Below are 17,151 nucleotides of genomic sequence, written 5' to 3' on the forward strand. Positions count from 1 at the left end.
ACATGAGTTCTGCCAGATCGCAAAAAGGTTTGTCATTCGTTGGCTGGCTGGTATTGCTGGCAGTTCTGGCGTTTGTCGGGAGTACCGCAGCCAAACTGGTGCCGCATTATCTGGATAATCTGTCGTTGAAGAAAATCATCGAGGCCGCGGGCACCGACCGGGGCGGCGATATCAGTGACAGCGACGATTTCTACAGTTATGTCGCCAAGGGCATGCAGGTCAACAATATTCGGGATGTGGATTTGAAGAAGGCGTTAAGTGTGACGACGGAGAACAACAGGTTCCTCGCCCATTTGAAATACGAACAGCGTGAGCCACTGATCCAGAACATCGATCTGGTGGTCACGTTCGACCACGAATTCAGCGTGGGTAAACCGTGAGCGTGTCATTGAGTCGCCTGGAGCGTCAGCTCGGCTATACCTTCAAAGACCAGGAACTGATGGTTCTGGCCCTGACCCACCGCAGTTTTGCCGGCCGCAATAATGAGCGTCTGGAATTCCTGGGTGATGCCATTCTGAACTTCGTCGCCGGCGAAGCGCTGTTCGAGCGTTTTCCGCAGGCGCGCGAAGGTCAATTGTCGCGACTGCGCGCCCGTCTGGTGAAAGGCGAGACCCTGGCGCTGCTGGCTCGCGGTTTCGATCTGGGCGAATACCTTCGTCTGGGTTCGGGTGAGCTGAAAAGCGGTGGTTTTCGTCGCGAGTCGATTCTGGCCGATGCGCTGGAAGCCTTGATCGGGGCGATCTACCTCGATTCCGGCATGGAAACCGCCCGTGATCGCGTGCTGTCCTGGCTGGCAAGCGAGTTCGACAGCCTGACGCTGGTAGACACTAACAAGGACCCGAAGACCCGTCTGCAGGAATTCCTGCAGTCGCGCGCCTGTGAATTACCGCGTTACGAAGTGGTGGACATTCAGGGCGAGCCGCATTGCCGAACGTTTTTCGTCGAATGCGAAATCACCCTCTTGAACGAAAAAAGCCGGGGACAGGGCGTCAGCCGTCGCATTGCCGAACAGGTAGCAGCGGCCGCAGCCCTTATCGCCCTCGGTGTGGAGAATGGCAATGACTGATTCAACTGCAACACGCTGTGGCTATGTCGCCATCGTCGGCCGGCCAAACGTGGGCAAGTCGACGCTGTTGAACCACATCCTCGGGCAGAAACTGGCGATCACATCGCGCAAGCCCCAGACCACGCGTCACAACATGCTGGGCATCAAGACCGAAGGCGACGTGCAGGCGATCTACGTCGACACGCCGGGCATGCACAAGGGCAGCGACAAAGCGCTCAACCGCTACATGAACAAGACTGCCTCGGCAGCGTTGAAAGACGTTGACGTGGTGATCTTCGTGGTCGATCGCACCAAGTGGACCGAAGAAGACCAGATGGTGCTGGAGCGCGTGCAGTACGTCACCGGTCCGCTGATCGTGGCACTGAACAAGACCGACCGCATCGAGGACAAGTCCGAACTGATGCCGCACCTGTCGTGGCTGCAGGAACAACTGCCGAACGCGCAGATCATCCCGGTTTCCGCCCAACAGGGACACAACCTTGAGGCGCTGGAAAAGGTCATCGCCGAGCAGTTGCCCGAAAACGATCACTTCTTCCCGGAAGATCAGATCACCGACCGCAGCAGCCGTTTCCTCGCTGCCGAGCTGGTGCGCGAGAAGATCATGCGTCAGCTGGGTGCTGAGCTTCCGTACCAGATCACGGTCGAGATCGAAGAGTTCAAACAGCAGGGCAAGACGCTGCACATCCATGCGCTGATCCTCGTCGAACGTGACGGGCAGAAGAAAATCATCATTGGCGACAAGGGCGAGCGCATCAAGCGCATCGGCTCCGATGCGCGCCGTGACATGGAAGTGCTGTTCGACTCCAAGGTCATGCTCAACCTGTGGGTGAAGGTCAAGGGTGGTTGGTCTGACGACGAGCGCGCGCTGCGTTCGTTGGGTTACGGCGACCTGTAAAATCAGGCTGTACGCCGGCCGACTGTGGGAGCGAGCTTGCTCGCGAATGAGGTGTAGCACTCAGCATTGATGTTGATTGATACGCCGCTTTCGCCAGCAAGCTCGCTCCCACAGTGGTTTCTCCCACACTGTTTTCCGGATTGCCTGTAAGACCCGTTCTTTCATTGAGATCGCAATGTCGCAAACGCCTCCCGTCGGCCAGCTTGCCTACGTTCTGCACAGCCGGGCGTACCGCGAAAACAGTGCGCTGGTCGATTTCCTGACCCCGCAGGGACGTCTGCGCGCCGTGTTGCGCAGTGCCCGTGGCAAGGCTGGCTCTCTGGCGCGGCCGTTCGTGCCGCTTGAAGTCGAATTTCGGGGCAAGGGCGAGCTGAAGAACGTCGGCCGGATGGAAAGCGCGGGCATCGCCGCCTGGCTCGAAGGCGAGGCGTTGTTCAGCGGCCTTTATCTCAATGAGCTGTTGATCCGTCTGCTTCCCGCCGAAGACCCGCATCCTGGTGTTTTCGACCATTACGCCGCAACGCTGTTGGCGCTCGCCGAAGGGCGCGCGCTGGAACCCTTGTTGCGCTCGTTCGAGTGGCGTCTGCTGGACGACCTGGGTTACGGTTTCGCCCTCGATGCGGACGTGAACGGCGACCCGTTGTCTGGCGACGGCATGTACCGGTTGCAGGTAGACGCTGGGCTGGAGCGGGTGTATCTCTTTCAGCCGGGGCTGTTTCAGGGCGCCGAGCTGCTGGCGATGTCAGAAGCCGACTGGACCGCACCCGGCGCGCTTTCGGCAGCCAAACGCTTGATGCGTCAGGCCCTGGCGGTCCATCTGGGAGGGCGCCCGCTGGTCAGCCGTGAATTGTTCCGCAAGCCTTAATCGATAAGACCGTCGCAGGCGTCAGTCGCCTGTTCAGATCAAGTTTCAGGAGAGACCCGTGACCCACAGCACCCGAATTCTGCTCGGCGTCAACATCGACCACGTTGCTACCCTGCGTCAGGCCCGTGGCACTCGCTATCCCGACCCGGTAAAGGCCGCGCTGGACGCTGAAGAAGCCGGTGCCGATGGCATCACTGTTCACTTGCGCGAGGACCGTCGCCACATTCAGGAGCGCGATGTGCTGTTGCTCAAGGACGTGCTGCAGACTCGCATGAATTTCGAAATGGGCGTTACCGAAGAGATGATGGCGTTCGCCGAGCGTATTCGCCCGGCGCATATCTGTCTGGTGCCGGAAACGCGGCAGGAATTGACCACCGAAGGTGGTCTCGACGTAGCGGGGCAGGAAGCGCGGATCAAGGCAGCGGTTGAGCGGCTTTCGGCCATCGGCAGCGAAGTGTCACTGTTCATCGACGCCGATGAGCGCCAGATCGAAGCGTCGGCGCGAGTTGGCGCACCGGCCATCGAGCTGCACACCGGTCGCTACGCCGATGCCGAAACCCCGACCGAAGTGGCGCTGGAACTCAAGCGGATTGCCGATGGCGTCGCCTTCGGGCTGGACCAGGGCCTGATCGTCAACGCCGGTCATGGTCTGCATTACCACAACGTCGAAGCCGTGGCCGCGATCAAGGGGATCAACGAGCTGAACATCGGTCATGCGCTGGTGGCGCATGCCCTGTTCGTCGGCTTCAAGTCGGCGGTGTCGGAGATGAAGGCGTTGATTCTGGCGGCGGCCAAGGGCTGAACCTGTGGGCACCTTGTAGGCGTGAGCTTGCTCGCGATTGCGGGGTGTCATAAGACAATCGCATGGCTGGCTCACTGCGGATCGCGAGCAAGCTCACTCCTGCAGGGGGGCGCGGTGGGTCATGACCGCTGTTTTGTGATCAGGCTTTGCGACCGACGATCACCGCACGCCGTGGCGCGGGCAGTCCTTCTACGGTTTTACTGTGGTCGGCCGGATCGAGGAAGTCGCTCAGCGACTGGTAACGCATCCATTCGGTGCTGCGCTGTTCCTCGATCGTCGTGGTGCTGACGTCGACACAGCGCACGTCCACGAACCCGGCGCGGCGCAACCACAGTTCCAGGGCCGGTACGGAGGGCAGAAACCAGACGTTGCGCATCTGTGAGTAACGGTCTTCCGGCACCAGCACCTGCTGCGCGTCGCCTTCCACCACCATGGTTTCCAGGACCAGTTCGCCGCCTTTGACCAGGCAGTCCTTCAGTGCCAGCAAGTGATCGATCGGCGATTTGCGGTGGTACAGAACACCCATCGAAAAAACGGTATCGAAACCCTCCAGTCGCGCAGGCAAATCTTCGAGCGTGAAAGGCAGGTGCCAGGCCGGCAGGTCCGGCAGATAGCGCTGCATCGCCTGGAACTGGCAGAAGAACAGCCAGTTCGGGTCCACGCCGATGACGCTGTCGGCACCGGCGCCCAGCATGCGCCACTGGTAGTAGCCATTACCGCAGCCGACATCCAGTACGCGTTTGCCCTTCAAATCCAGATGCGGGGAGACTCGCGACCATTTCCAGTCCGAACGCCATTCGGTGTCGACGTGAACGCCGAACACATCGAACGGGCCCTTGCGCCAGGGCGACAGGCCCATCAGTGCGGCGCGTGTCTGTTCGCGCGTGGCGTCATCGCAGTCGGCGTCGAGAATGAAGTCGTCCTTGAGCTCGACGCGGCTTGGCGTGAGATCAGGCAGCGCATTGAGCGCACCCTGCCAGCGATCGAGGTCGCCATGGCCTTTTTCAAGCTTCGCATCGAGTTGCGCTTGCAGGCCTTGGGCCCAGGTGTACAGAGGTGTGCCCGCCAGACGGCGAACCAGTGGGGCAAGATCAATCATGGCAGGGCAATCAACGAGGCAAAATTAAGGCACTGGAACCAGGGCACGACTTTACTGAAACCGGCCGCGAGGAGGCGTTCGCGGTGTTGCTCGAGGCTGTCGGGCTTCATCACGTTTTCGATGGCGCTGCGCTTCTGGGCGATCTCCAGCTCGCTGTAGCCGTTGGCGCGTTTGAACGCCACGTGCAGCTCAGTGAGCAGGGCCTGTTCGCCGTCATCGTCGAAGCGCAGCTTCTCCGAGAGGATCAAGGCTCCCCCGGGCAGCAGCGACTGGCGAATCCGGCCGAGCAGCGCCAGACGCTGATCGGGCGCAATGAATTGCAGCGTGAAATTCAGCGCGACGACCGAAGCAGGCTGAAATTCGAGAGCCAGAATATCGCCTTCGATCACCTCGACCGGCAGCAGCTCCTGAAACATTGAGTCCTGCGCGTTGAGGTATTCGCGGCAGCGCTCGACCATCGCCGAGGAGTTGTCGATCGCGATCACCCGGCAGTCCTCGGTGCGCACGTGTCGGCGCAGCGCCTGAGTGACGGCGCCGAGCGAGCTGCCCAGGTCATACAACACACTGTGCGGCTGCGCGAACTGCGCCGCCAGCACGCCAAGATTCTCGACGATGGTTGGGTAACCCGGCACCGACCGTTTGATCATGTCCGGAAATACCCGCACCACGTCTTCGTTGAAAGCGAAGTCGGGCACCTGGGCCAGCGGCTGGGCGAATAGGCGGTCGGGTTCTTGGCTCACGGCGGTTCCGGGGGACGAGGCGAAAAGTGCGGCATTTTAGCCAATTGTGTGGCAATGCCGAAACCTCATCTGATCCGGACGTTTGAGCTCGCAGGTGCCGCGGGTGAGCGCAGCCGTGTTTACTGCACAGTGATCGCGCAATCGAACGTGCGTTCAGGCGCGACTTCCGGCGCCCACGGTTGCTGATAGACCATCATCAGGTGGCCGCTGCCTGCCGCCGCGGCTTTGTAGCGCCAGACGGACTGGCCCGAGGTGCCGACCAGACCGACGTCTTCCGGCGCGTTGAACACTTCCGGGCCGAGGGCGTTGAGGATCGACGGCGCGGGATTCTGCATCAACCAGCGGTGCCCGGTGGTGGGGTTGCTGGGCAGCATGAGCATCAGGGTCTGACCGGTCCGCAGGGTGATGGGGCAGTCCTTCTGATCGTCCAGGGAAACGATCTGTTTCGGTTGCTGGGCACAGGCGGCCAACAGCGCAAGGCTGAGCGGGACGAGCAGTCGTGCAGGGGTCATGAGGGCTCCGGTCGTGGGCAACGTGAGGGGAGCATAACCGAAGAATGCGGGAGAGAAACCCTGCAGCAGTGAGCCAACTGTCTTTAACGCCGCCTTCGATCAACGCGTAACAACCGACGCCTTCCCGGCTAAAGCCGGTCCTACGGAAAACTTGCAACGCCTGCAGGACCTGCCAAAGCCGGTCCTACGGAAAACTTGCAACGCCTGCAGGACCTGCCAAAGCCGGTCCTGCGAAAAACTTGGAACGTCTGTAGGACCGGCTTTAGCCGGGAAGAGGCCAGTGCATGCCGTGGGGATGCAGCGGCTGGAATTCACTCTTCGCGGGCAAGCGCGCTCCTACAGGATTCGTGTCTGGGAGGAGAATTCGGGAATGCCCGGTGATCCCTGCAGGAGTGAGCGTCCTGCAGGGCATCGAGCGAGTGGCGCGAGGCTTAGAACAGCACCTTCGCCACGTCCGAGAAGCGCTTGGCGAAGTGCACGGTCAGGCCTTCTTTGAGGTAATCCGGAAGCTCTTCGAAGTTGCCGCGGTTCGGTTCAGGCAGGATCAGCTCGAAGATTTTCTGCCGTCTGGCCGCGATGACCTTTTCGCGCACGCCGCCAATGGGCAGGACGTGCCCGGTCAGGGTCAGTTCGCCGGTCATGGCGACACCTTTTTTCGGCGCCTGATTGCGAGCCAGTGAGAGCAGGGCGCTGGCCATGGTCACGCCGGCACTCGGGCCATCTTTCGGCGTCGCGCCTTCCGGAACGTGAAGGTGGACGAAGGCTTCATCGAAGAAACCCTTGTCGCCACCGAACTTCGCCAGATTGGAGCTGACGTAGCTGTAGGCGATTTCGGCCGATTCCTTCATCACATCGCCCAGCTGGCCGGTGAGCTTGAAGCCACGGTTGTGCGTGTGAATCCGCGTGGCTTCGATCGGCAGCGTGGCGCCGCCCATGCTGGTCCAGGCCAGTCCGGTGATGACGCCGGTGCCGGACAACACTTGCTCGCTGCGGAACACCGGCATGCCGAGGGACGCTTCGAGGTCTTTCGGGCCGATCTTGACCACGGTGTCCGGGTTGTCGAGCAGCTTGACCACCGCCTTGCGCACCAGTTTGCCCAGCTGCTTTTCCAGCTGCCGCACGCCGGCCTCACGCGCATAACCTTCGATGACCGCACGCAATGCGCTGTCGCTGATGGTCAGGCTGTTTTTCGACACGCCCGCCTTGTCCAGCTGCTTGGGCCACAGGTGACGCTTGGCGATCGCGAGTTTTTCCTCGGTGATGTAGCCCGACAGGCGAATCACTTCCATACGGTCCAGGAGCGGGCCTGGAATCGAGTCCAGTGTGTTGGCGGTGCAGACGAACAGCACTTTCGACAGGTCCAGACGCAGGTCCAGATAGTGGTCGAGGAATTCGACGTTCTGCTCCGGATCGAGGGTTTCCAGCAGCGCCGAGGCCGGGTCGCCCTGATAGCTCTGGCCCATCTTGTCGATCTCGTCGAGCATGATGACCGGGTTCATCACTTCCATGTCCTTGAGCGCCTGCACCAGCTTGCCCGGTTGGGCGCCGATGTAGGTGCGACGGTGGCCCTTGATCTCGGCCTCGTCACGCATGCCGCCGACGCTGAAACGGTAGAAAGGACGACCCAGGGATTCGGCGATGGACTTGCCGACGCTGGTCTTGCCCACACCCGGCGGGCCCACCAGCAGCACGATGGAGCCAGAAATCTCGCCTTTGTAGGCGCCCACGGCAAGGAACTCCAGAATGCGGCTTTTGATGTCGTCGAGCCCGGCGTGGTGCTGATCAAGCACTTTGCGCGCGTGCTTGAGGTCCAGCTTGTCTTCGCCGTACACGCCCCACGGCACCGAACTCGCCCAGTCCAGGTAATTGCGCGTGACGGCGTACTCCGGCGAGCCGGTTTCCAGCACCGAGAGTTTGTTGATCTCTTCATCGATACGTTTACGCGCTTGCGGCGGCAGCACCTTGCCTTCGAGACGTTCCTCGAACTGTTCGATGTCGGCGCTGCGATCGTCTTTGGTCAGGCCCAGCTCCTGCTGGATGACCTTGAGCTGTTCCTTGAGGAAGAACTCGCGCTGGTGCTCGCCGATCTTGCGGTTCACTTCGGCGGAGATTTCTTTCTGCAGGCGCGCCACCTCGACTTCCTTGCGCAGCATCGGCAGCACTTTTTCCATGCGCTTGAGCACTGGCACGCAGTCGAGGACTTCCTGCAGCTCGACGCCGGTGGCGGAGGTCAGGGCGGCGGCGAAATCGGTCAACGGCGAAGGATCATTGGGGCTGAAGCGGTTGAGGTAGTTCTTCAACTCCTCGCTGTACAGCGGGTTGAGCGGCAGCAGTTCTTTGATCGCATTGATCAGCGCCATGCCATAAGCCTTGACCTCATCGGTCGGCTCGTTGGGCTGATGCGGGTATTCGACTTCCACCAGGAATGGCGGGCGATGGTGCTTGAGCCAGGTCTTGATGCGCACACGGCTCAGGCCCTGGGCCACGAATTGCAGCTTGCCGTTTTCCCGGCTGGCGTGATGAACCTTCACCAGCGTGCCGTATTCAGGCAGCGCCTTGGTATCGAAGTGGCGAGGGTCGTCGGGCGGCGTGTCCATGAAGAACAGGGCCAGCGAGTGGTGGTCGGACTTGCTCACCAGTTCCAGCGTTTCGGCCCACGGATCTTCATTGACGATGACCGGGAGCACCTGCGCCGGGAAGAAGGGACGGTTGTGAATCGGAATGATGTAGACCTGGTCCGGCAGGTTCTGGCCGGGCAGAGCGAGACTCTTTCTGTCTGAACCAATGACTTCGTGTTCGTGCTCGTCGTCGTGTTGCGCGTGTGTAGAGTCGGTTTGCTGGTCGCTCATGGGGCACCTGCATAAATGGAGATGAGGCTTAGATGGGGCAGTCGGGCTCAGGTTTCAATAGGAGCGGTCGATAGCAATGAATAACGACGCCGATATAAATAAAGAGAGTGCCTGTGTGCCTTTCGTCGGCGGTTCGAGAGTGATGGCCTTATGCCTGCTTTTAGTGCGTGATCTTCCGTCGGCTGACGGTTAATCTGCGCGGGACGCTGCAACATTTGCCAGGGCCGGCGCTTTTTCTACCGACTACGCCGTTCTGGAACATCTGTATGACCCATGTCCTTTCTTCATTGTTGGTGACCGCATCTGTCCTGTTCGGCGCTGTTGCCAGCGCCGCTACATTGACCGCCGAGTTCGTCGACGGGCAGGGCAAGCCGTTGACTGACGCCGTGCTGACCCTGCAAGGACCGGCGCCCAAGGCAGAGCCAGCGCTCAAGGCCGACATGGATCAGCGCGACCAGCGCTTTGCGCCTCACGTCCTCGCCGTGCGCACCGGAACGCAGATCAAATTTCCCAACAGCGACAACATACGCCATCAGGTGTACTCCTTTTCGACGCCCAAGCGTTTCGAGTTGCGCCTTTATGGCGGCACGCCGTCGGATCCGGTCCTGTTCGATAAACCCGGCGTCGTGGTGCTCGGCTGCAACATCCATGACTGGATGCTGGGCTACGTCTACGTCACCGACGACCCTTGGTTCGGGGTGAGCGATGACAAAGGCACGCTCACGCTTGATCAACTGCCGGCGGGCCACTATTCGGCAACCCTGTGGCATCCGCTTGCGCCTGACATGCAGCCGGTTTCCGGCGGCGAGTTCGACATTCCGGCCTCGGGCCTGCGCCAGCGCTTCAGCGTGGCCGTGCAACCCAAGGGTGACGACATGCCCGCAGCGCCGCCGTCCAGTGCGTTCGGCGACGCCTTTCACAAAGCCGCCCATGAATGAAACTACGAACTAGCTTCCAGGCACGAATTGCCGGCGTGCTGATCATGCTGCTGTTGATCGTTGTCGTCGCGGTGTTTCTGGCCGTCAAGGCCGCGACGCAGGACGCTGTGCGCAAGCAGGCTCAGGCGCAGCTGGAAGTGGGTACGCGGGTTTTCGAAGGGCTGCTGGAGATGCGCGGCAAGCGTCTGCGCGACGCGGTGCAGTTGTTGTCCGCCGACTTCGGGTTTCGGGACGCCGTGGCGTCTGCCGACTCGGCGACCATTCGTTCGGTGCTGCTCAATCACGGCGCGCGCATCAATGCCAATGACATGTTCCTGCTGGGCATGGACGGGACTGTGCTCTCCAGCACCGTGGCGCAGATTCCCGAAGGCACGCCTTTTCCGTACATCCAGGCGCTGCGCGACCTCAAGAGTAAAAACCAGTCGATGCTGATCGTGCCGTTGCAGGGTCAGCCGCACTTGCTGGTCGACAGCACAGTGATGGCGCCGCTGCCGATTGCGCGCGTGGTCATGGGCTTCAGCATGGACAACGACCTGGCGCAGGAGCTGCGTTCGCTCAGTGGTTTGCAGGTCTCGTTCCTGTCGGTCGTGCATCGATCGCCGGGGCAGATCATCAGCACCCAGCCTGAAGCGCTGTTCGAGAGTTTGCGCGGCGTCATGATGAGCACGTCCAGCGATCACATGCAGATGACCGAGCACCAGAGCCAGAGCTTTCTGAGCAAAACCCTGAGGCTGGGCAGCATCAGTGACAGCGATAGCGACGTCGTGGCGTTGCTGCAAAGCCCGCTGGATCAGGCCATGCAAGCGTTCGCACCACTGGACGAGAAGCTGTTCTGGATCACGCTGGTGGCGCTCGCCGGTTCGCTGATCGGCACGCTGTTGCTGGCGCGCAGTGTGTCGTTGCCGGTGCGCGAACTGGCCCAGGCGGCCCAGCGCATTGGTGAGGGCGACTACAGCACGCCGGTGGTGCTGGCGCGCAGCGATGAGTTGGGTCTGCTGGCCGGTGCAATCAACTCGATGCAGAGCGGCATCGCCGAGCGCGAACAGCAACTGGCACACAATGCGCTGCACGACGGGCTGACCGGTCTGCCCAATCGGGCGCTGGTGATGGAGCGTCTGGGCAGTGCGATTGCGGCCAAGCGTGCCGTGGCACTGCTGTATCTAGGGATCGACAACTTCCGGGCGATCAACGACAGCATTGGTCCTGAGGGCGTCGAGCAGTTGCTGCAGATCATCGGCGAACAGCTGTTGTTGCCGCTGCGTCCCGGCGACACCGTCGCGCGCCTTTCCGGCAACGAATTCCTGCTGTTGGTGCACAACGCCGGCACCGACGCCGCCGTGGCGGTGGCCGACCGTCTGCAGCGCCTGTTGCTCAAGCCTCAGCGAATCGGCGAACACGACATCGCCATGGATGCCTGCATCGGTATCGCGGTGTACCCGGCCAACGGCGATTCGGCAGCCGAATTGCTCCAGCGCGCCTCCATTGCCCGCCAGGACGCGGTGCAGATGCCCGGCCGCCTGCAAGTCTACGAAGACGGGCGCGATCTGGCTCACCAGCGCCAGATCAGCCTGATTCGCGACCTGCGGCAGGCCGCTCGCAATGGCGAGCTGATGCTGCATTACCAACCCAAACTCGACATCCGCAATGGCCGCGTTCGTCAGGCCGAGGCGCTGCTGCGCTGGCAGCACCCGCAATTCGGCAATGTCTCGCCTGCCGAGTTCATCGTGCTCGCCGAGCGCACCGGCAGCATTCAGATCCTCACCAATTGGGTCATCGAGGAATCGATGCGCCAGTTGGCTGAGTGGGCTCGCCGCGGTCTGCACGTTCAGTTGTCGGTGAATATCTCGGCCGATGATTTGCTCGGTGGCGATTTGCCCGACCGTGTGTCGGATCTGCTCAAGCTGTACCGCGTGCCCGCCGAACAACTGATATTCGAGATCACCGAAAGCGCCGTGATGCGCGAGCCCGAGCAGTCCCTCAACGTGCTAAACCGCTTGCGTGAGTGCGGCATCAGCCTGTCGGTCGATGACTTCGGCACCGGTTATTCGTCGCTGGCGCACCTCAAGCGCCTGCCGGTGCAGGAATTGAAGATCGATCAATCATTCGTGCGCAATCTGGACGAAACCAGTGAGGACGCGGTGATTGTTCGATCGACCATCGAAATGAGCCACAACCTGGGCTTGAAGGTGGTCGCCGAGGGCGTTGAATACGAACACAGTCTGCGTCTGTTGGAGCGCTGGCACTGCGATACCGCGCAGGGCTACCTCATCAGCCGGCCGCTCAATGCGGTCGCGTTCGAGGCATGGATCGCCAAGTCGCACACTTCTCCGAGCTTGATGGTTCACTGATTGGTCAATGTTATGGCACGTAGTCTCTCGGCTGTTTTCAGCCCTTTGGTGTTGGCAAGTGTGGTCGGCGGCTGCGTGAGCGCGGGCGCGCCACTGGCCTGGGGCGAACAGGGTCGTCTGGTGGCGACCGGCGGTGCGAGCAGCATCGAAGGCGGCGCGGGCGGCGGCGTCATTCCATGGGCCGTCCTGGCCGGTTATGGCGAGAAAGGCGAGTGGGGCGGCAGCGCTTTCGCGACCCACGTCAATCTGCCGGACTACACGCTGGACGTGGTTGGCGCAGCGGCGTCCTACGCTAACCGCATCGAGTTTTCCTACGCCCATCAGCGTTTCGATCTGGGGTCTCTGGTCAGCAAGCTGAGCCTGCCCGAGGACAACCTCACTCAGGACATTTTCGGGGTGAAGGTGCGTCTGTTCGGCGACCTGATCTACGACCAGTTGCCGCAAGTCTCCGCAGGCCTTGAATACAAGCACCAGAACGATTTCCTGATCCCCAGTCTGGTCGGCGCCAAACGCGATTCGGACGTCGAGGGCTACCTGACCGCCAGCCGTCTGTTCATGGGCGCAGCCTTCGGCTACAACGTCGTGGTCAACGGCGGCCTGCGTTACAGCCGCGCCAATGAAACCGGTCTGCTGGGTTTTGGCGGCGACCGCCGAGACACCCGCAGCGTGCTGAAAGAAGGCGGCGCGGCCATTCTATTCAACCCGCACTGGGCGCTTGGCGTCGATTACCGCGAAAAGCCGGACAACCTGTCGTTTGCAGGCGAAAGCGACTGGGTCGACATGTTCGTCGGCTGGTTCCCCAACAAACATGTCTCGGTGGTGCTGGCTTACGCGCACTTGGGCGAAATCGCCACCTTGGATAATCAGAACGGCACGTACCTTTCCGTACAGGGGAGCTTCTGATGATGCGGCCCGTTCGATGGATCAGTGCGTTGGCGCTGGCGTTGCTGGTCGGGTGCGCGCAGCAGCCGCCCAAAGATGACAGCCTGTATCAGGAGCTGGGGCAGCGCGCCGGCATTCAGAAAATCGTCGAAGGCATGTTGCTGCACATCGCCAAAGACGACCGGATTTACAAGTATTTCGCCAAAGTCGACATCGTTCGGGTGCGTGACAAACTGGTGGAGAAATTCTGCGTCGAAGCCGGTGGCCCGTGCACCTACACCGGCGACACCCTGGTCGAGGCGCACAAAGGCCTGAACATCAGCCGCAGTGATTTCAACGCGCTGGTGGAAAACCTGATCGACGCGATGGACGACCAGCACATTCCCGTGCCAGCGCAGAACCGGTTGATCGCGCGGCTTGCGCCGCAGCGTGGGGAAGTGATCGAGAAGTAGAAGGCGTGCCGTCCGATGTGTGCTGGCGCAGGCGACTACTGCGCACTCAACTCAACTTGGTCAGATAACCCGGCGCCTCCTGCTCGGGCAACACCGACAACACCTTCAGGCGCTGCAACATGCGTTGGCGGGCGCGGTTCAGGTGTTCCTTGAGATTCAGTGCCGCGGCGTCAAAAGCGCCGTGCAGCAACAGCTCAAGGATCAGTCGATGTTCGGCGAGCATCGCTTCGTCAGGGCCGATTCCCAACTGGCTGTAGAAGATGCGGCTGATGATCATCGGGTTCTGACCCTGCCGGATGAGCGCGGCAATCTTGCGATTGTTCAGCCCGGCCAAGCAGTGGTGATGAAGATCCTCTTCAATCCGCTCAATGTCGGCGAGGCTGCACTGCGGGTCGTTCTGGGCCGCGATCACCCGCTCCAGCATGGCCTCGAGCACCTCGCGACTCAGCTGTGGCGCTGTCTGGCGCAGGGCCTCGGGCTCGAGACAGGCGCGCAGTTCGTAATCCTCGGTCACCTCACGAGCGGTCAAGGGCCCGGCCAGCCACTGTGAATAAGGCTCTTTTTCCACCAGGCCGCGATCCCGCAGGCGCATCAACGCTTCACGCACCACCGCCCGACTGACGCCGTAATGCTCGGCGGCGCTCTGCTCATCCAGGCGGTAATGACCGAAGGCGATGCAGGTCGAGAGCGCGGCGCCGATTTCGTCGTACATCCTTTCGCCCAGCGGCCGCGTATCGACCAGCTCTTCGCTGCTGTCCAGGCCGAACTGCTTGTGGGTCAACGTCAACCGCACGGGCTCGATTTGCGCACCTTCGGGATTGACCAGATAGCCGCGTCCGTCAAAGCGGCTGATCAGCCCTTCTTCATGCAGCAGATTCAGCGCCTTGCGCACGGGTACACGGCTGGTGCCGAACAGGTCGGCCAGGGGTGCTTCGAGCAGTACCAGGCCCTGGGCCGCAGCGCCATTGACGATGGCGTCGCGCAAGACCTGACGAATCATGGCGTAGCGTGACGCGGTGCGCGAATCCTCAGCAGACATCGATTTCATACGCTTCTCGAACAAACGGACGGCGATTCTCGCACATGTGGATTTGTCACCGCAGGCCACGTTGTTTGTGCCCATTCGTGGGGCCCGCGTTACTTTTCTGCACTGAAATGTATCTTTTATAAAAAGTACATTAATAGTCTTCAACCATTTTTCTCACTGAAGCGTCTGACGATTGGCCCATCGTTGTCCAGCGCTGCAAGGCTCATTCGGCAAGGCTTGCTCCAGAATCGTCGCTTCGTATCAGCGCGGCCAGCCGAGCACCTGTGTCCACTCTGGCATGGTTTCTGCCTCTATAAAACGTACATTTTACTAATATGTACATTTAAGGTGGTCCCATGCCGGATGCCCACGCTGCTCGCTCCAGTGATTTCGCTGATGCCATCGCGATGGCCGAATCGTTCGCTCGCGGCGAAAGCGATCCCGTGCAAGCGCTGGACTCTGCGTTGGCCAGCGCTGCGACGGCAGACCATGTGTTCATCTCGTTGTCCCACGAACGGGCGCGTCGCGAAGCGCAGGCATCCGCTGCTCGCTGGAAAGCCGGACAGCCGTTGAGTCGTCTGGATGGCGTGCCGGTTGCCTGGAAAGACCTGTTCGATGTGGCGGGCAGCGTGACGACGGCCGCTGCGGCTGTTCGCCGTGATGTCTCGCCTGCGTTGCTTGACGCAACGGCGGTGGCGCTGCTGAGCCGATCCGGGCTGGTTTGCATAGGTAAGACCAATCTCAGCGAGTTCGCGTATTCCGGCCTTGGGCTCAACCCTCACTTCGGCACGCCGACCAACCCCCATGGCCTTGATCAGCCCCGGGTGGCGGGCGGCTCGTCTTCGGGATCGGCGGTGGCGGTGGCGGCTGGCGTCGTGCCCATTGCGATGGGCACCGACACCGCAGGGTCGATTCGCATTCCGGCGGCGTTCAATGGCCTGGTCGGGTTTCGCAGCAGTTGCAAGCGCTACAGCCGCGATGGGGTTTTCCCGCTGGCGCGTACGCTCGACAGCATTGGCCCATTGACCCGCAGCGTGCGCGACGTTCTGGCGATCAACGACATTCTCAGGGCGCGTTCACAGCCCACCTCGCTACTGGCGCGCAGCCTCGCTGGACAGCGTTTCTGGGTCGATGAAGCGGTGATGCTCGACCCGCGCACGGAGCCTGCGGTGCGCGACAACCTGATGCGCTGTGTGGCGATGCTCAAGGACGCAGGCGCGAGCTTCGATGTGCGGCCATCGCCTGCATTCCAGGCGACGTTGACGCTGATCGAGCAGCACGGCTGGCTCGGTTCGGCGGAAGCCTTTGCGTTGCATCAACCGCTGCTCGACAGCCCGGCAGCTCAACAGCTCGATCCACGTGTGCGCCGCCGTCTGGAAGCGGCCCGGCATTTCCCGGCCAGCCAGTTGATTCACCTGTGCAACGAGCGCGAGCGGCTGCAACAGCAGCTCACCGATGAACTCGATGGTGCCTTCCTCATCACCCCGAGCGTGGCTCATGTCGCGCCGCCCCTTGCGCCGTTGGAGGCCGATGACGAGTTGTTCGCGCGCACCAATCTGGCGACGTTGCGCCTGACCATGCCGGGCAGTCTGTTGAACCTGCCCGGCGTGTCGCTCCCCAGCGGGCGGGATGCGTCGGGATTGCCCACCGCCTTGCTGATCAGTGCGCCTGCCGGCGAGGACACGCGCCTGCTGCGCGCGGCCCTGGCGGTCGAGGCCGTGCTCGGCGGGCTCTGATTCACGTTTGATCCGATTCGATTAATCCGCAGGAGAACAATGATGGCTAAAGAAATTCTGTGCGCATTCGGCGTCGACGTCGACGCGGTTGCTGGCTGGTTGGGTTCGTACGGCGGCGAAGATTCGCCGGATGACATTTCACGCGGGCTGTTCGCCGGCGAGGTCGGGGCGCCGCGCCTGCTCAAGCTGTTCGAGCGCTATGGCCTGCGCACCACCTGGTTCGTCCCCGGCCACTCGATGGAAACCTTCCCTGAGCAGATGAAGGCGGTTGCCGATGCCGGGCACGAAATCGGGGTACACGGTTACAGCCACGAAAACCCGATCGCGATGACTCCCGAACAGGAAGAAATCGTCCTCGACAAATCCATCGAGCTGATCACCCGGATGACCGGCAAACGCCCGACCGGCTACGTCGCGCCCTGGTGGGAATTCAGCAAGGTGACCAACGAGCTGCTGCTCAAAAAGGGCATCAAGTACGACCACAGCCTGATGCATAACGACTTCCATCCGTACTACGTCCGCGTCGGCGACAGCTGGACGAAGATCGATTACACCCAGCATCCGGACACCTGGATGAAGCCGCTGGTGCGAGGTGAGGAAACCGATCTGGTCGAGATTCCGGCCAACTGGTACCTCGATGACCTGCCGCCAATGATGTTCATCAAGAAGGCGCCAAACAGCCACGGCTTCGTCAATCCGCGTCACCTGGAAGAAATGTGGCGCGACCAGTTCGACTGGGTCTACCGCGAGCACGAGCATGCCGTATTCACGATGACCATTCACCCCGATGTCTCGGGCCGGCCACAGGTGCTGCTGATGCTGGAGCGGCTGATCGAACACATCCAGAGCCACGCGGGCGTGAAGTTCGTGACGTTCGATGAAATCGCCGATGACTTCGTGCGCCGCAACCCTCGTAACCGCTGATTGTTCTTTCATTCCG

At 61.4% G+C, this 17,151-nt stretch carries 16 protein-coding genes; 11 read left to right on the forward strand and 5 right to left on the reverse strand.

The window, feature by feature from the left end; translation table 11 throughout:
• Positions 1–2 precede the first annotated feature (2 nt).
• From AAGQ88_RS05580 to pdxJ, 5 genes are all read left to right on the forward strand, one after another.
• The gene (locus AAGQ88_RS05580; RefSeq protein WP_342654657.1) at positions 3–380 is read left to right on the forward strand and encodes a DUF4845 domain-containing protein; all 378 of its coding nucleotides are present in this window, start codon (positions 3–5) and stop codon (positions 378–380) included.
• Positions 377–1,066, forward strand: coding sequence for a ribonuclease III (gene rnc / locus AAGQ88_RS05585; RefSeq protein ID WP_342654658.1), 690 nt, complete (start codon positions 377–379; stop codon positions 1,064–1,066). The genes AAGQ88_RS05580 and rnc overlap by 4 nt, the downstream gene beginning before the upstream one ends.
• Positions 1,059–1,961, forward strand: coding sequence for a GTPase Era (gene era, locus AAGQ88_RS05590; RefSeq protein ID WP_093461375.1), 903 nt, complete (start codon positions 1,059–1,061; stop codon positions 1,959–1,961). Before rnc ends, era begins: the two co-directional genes overlap by 8 nt.
• Before the next feature lie 175 nt (positions 1,962–2,136).
• Positions 2,137–2,826: a DNA repair protein RecO gene (gene recO / locus AAGQ88_RS05595; RefSeq protein ID WP_285423218.1), complete on the forward strand. Its 690-nt coding sequence runs from the start codon at positions 2,137–2,139 to the stop codon at positions 2,824–2,826.
• Between the two features lie 58 nt (positions 2,827–2,884).
• Positions 2,885–3,628, forward strand: coding sequence for a pyridoxine 5'-phosphate synthase (gene pdxJ / locus AAGQ88_RS05600; RefSeq protein ID WP_342654659.1), 744 nt, complete (start codon positions 2,885–2,887; stop codon positions 3,626–3,628).
• Between the two features lie 139 nt (positions 3,629–3,767).
• On the opposite strand, the gene cmoB is transcribed toward pdxJ, so the two are convergent.
• The 4 genes from cmoB to lon all read right to left on the reverse strand — a co-directional run bounded on the left by cmoB (position 3,768) and on the right by lon (position 8,828).
• On the reverse strand, positions 3,768–4,727 hold the full coding sequence (cmoB, locus tag AAGQ88_RS05605; protein WP_342654660.1) for a tRNA 5-methoxyuridine(34)/uridine 5-oxyacetic acid(34) synthase CmoB: 960 nt from the start codon (positions 4,725–4,727) through the stop codon (positions 3,768–3,770).
• Positions 4,724–5,467 (reverse strand): carboxy-S-adenosyl-L-methionine synthase CmoA, encoded by a 744-nt coding sequence (cmoA, locus tag AAGQ88_RS05610; RefSeq protein WP_093461363.1) that lies wholly within the window; start codon positions 5,465–5,467, stop codon positions 4,724–4,726. The genes cmoB and cmoA overlap by 4 nt, the downstream gene beginning before the upstream one ends.
• Positions 5,468–5,586: 119 nt before the next feature.
• Positions 5,587–5,979, reverse strand: a complete 393-nt coding sequence (locus AAGQ88_RS05615; protein ID WP_342654661.1) for a protease inhibitor I42 family protein — start codon at positions 5,977–5,979, stop codon at positions 5,587–5,589.
• A 431-nt stretch (positions 5,980–6,410) separates the two neighbouring features.
• The gene (gene lon / locus AAGQ88_RS05620; RefSeq protein ID WP_285423223.1) at positions 6,411–8,828 is read right to left on the reverse strand and encodes an endopeptidase La; all 2,418 of its coding nucleotides are present in this window, start codon (positions 8,826–8,828) and stop codon (positions 6,411–6,413) included.
• Between the two features lie 266 nt (positions 8,829–9,094).
• On the opposite strand from lon, the gene AAGQ88_RS05625 reads away from it, so the two are divergent.
• From AAGQ88_RS05625 to AAGQ88_RS05640, 4 genes are read left to right on the forward strand one after another with little or no spacing between them, the layout of a single operon-like run.
• Positions 9,095–9,766 (forward strand): methylamine utilization protein, encoded by a 672-nt coding sequence (locus tag AAGQ88_RS05625; protein ID WP_285423224.1) that lies wholly within the window; start codon positions 9,095–9,097, stop codon positions 9,764–9,766.
• On the forward strand, positions 9,763–12,114 hold the full coding sequence (locus AAGQ88_RS05630) for an EAL domain-containing protein (protein WP_342654662.1): 2,352 nt from the start codon (positions 9,763–9,765) through the stop codon (positions 12,112–12,114). Before AAGQ88_RS05625 ends, AAGQ88_RS05630 begins: the two co-directional genes overlap by 4 nt.
• Before the next feature lie 12 nt (positions 12,115–12,126).
• Positions 12,127–13,017 carry a DUF3034 family protein gene (locus tag AAGQ88_RS05635; protein WP_342654663.1) on the forward strand — a complete coding sequence of 297 codons (891 nt, stop codon included), beginning with the start codon at positions 12,127–12,129 and terminating at the stop codon, positions 13,015–13,017.
• Between the two features lie 2 nt (positions 13,018–13,019).
• Positions 13,020–13,448: a group 1 truncated hemoglobin gene (locus AAGQ88_RS05640; protein ID WP_093462554.1), complete on the forward strand. Its 429-nt coding sequence runs from the start codon at positions 13,020–13,022 to the stop codon at positions 13,446–13,448.
• A 46-nt stretch (positions 13,449–13,494) separates the two neighbouring features.
• Here AAGQ88_RS05640 and AAGQ88_RS05645 read toward each other — a convergent pair whose 3' ends face one another.
• On the reverse strand, positions 13,495–14,496 hold the full coding sequence (locus AAGQ88_RS05645) for a GntR family transcriptional regulator (RefSeq protein ID WP_342654664.1): 1,002 nt from the start codon (positions 14,494–14,496) through the stop codon (positions 13,495–13,497).
• Between the two features lie 335 nt (positions 14,497–14,831).
• Here AAGQ88_RS05645 and AAGQ88_RS05650 point away from each other — a divergent pair, with 335 nt between their 5' ends.
• Together AAGQ88_RS05650 and AAGQ88_RS05655 are read left to right on the forward strand one after the other, a co-directional pair.
• Positions 14,832–16,211, forward strand: a complete 1,380-nt coding sequence (locus tag AAGQ88_RS05650) for an amidase (protein WP_342654665.1) — start codon at positions 14,832–14,834, stop codon at positions 16,209–16,211.
• 42 nt (positions 16,212–16,253) lie between these two features.
• On the forward strand, positions 16,254–17,135 hold the full coding sequence (locus AAGQ88_RS05655; protein ID WP_285423229.1) for a polysaccharide deacetylase: 882 nt from the start codon (positions 16,254–16,256) through the stop codon (positions 17,133–17,135).
• Positions 17,136–17,151: the final 16 nt, after the last annotated feature.

This window comes from Pseudomonas sp. F3-2, assembly GCF_038804275.1.
Classification (GTDB): Bacteria; Pseudomonadota; Gammaproteobacteria; order Pseudomonadales; family Pseudomonadaceae; genus Aquipseudomonas.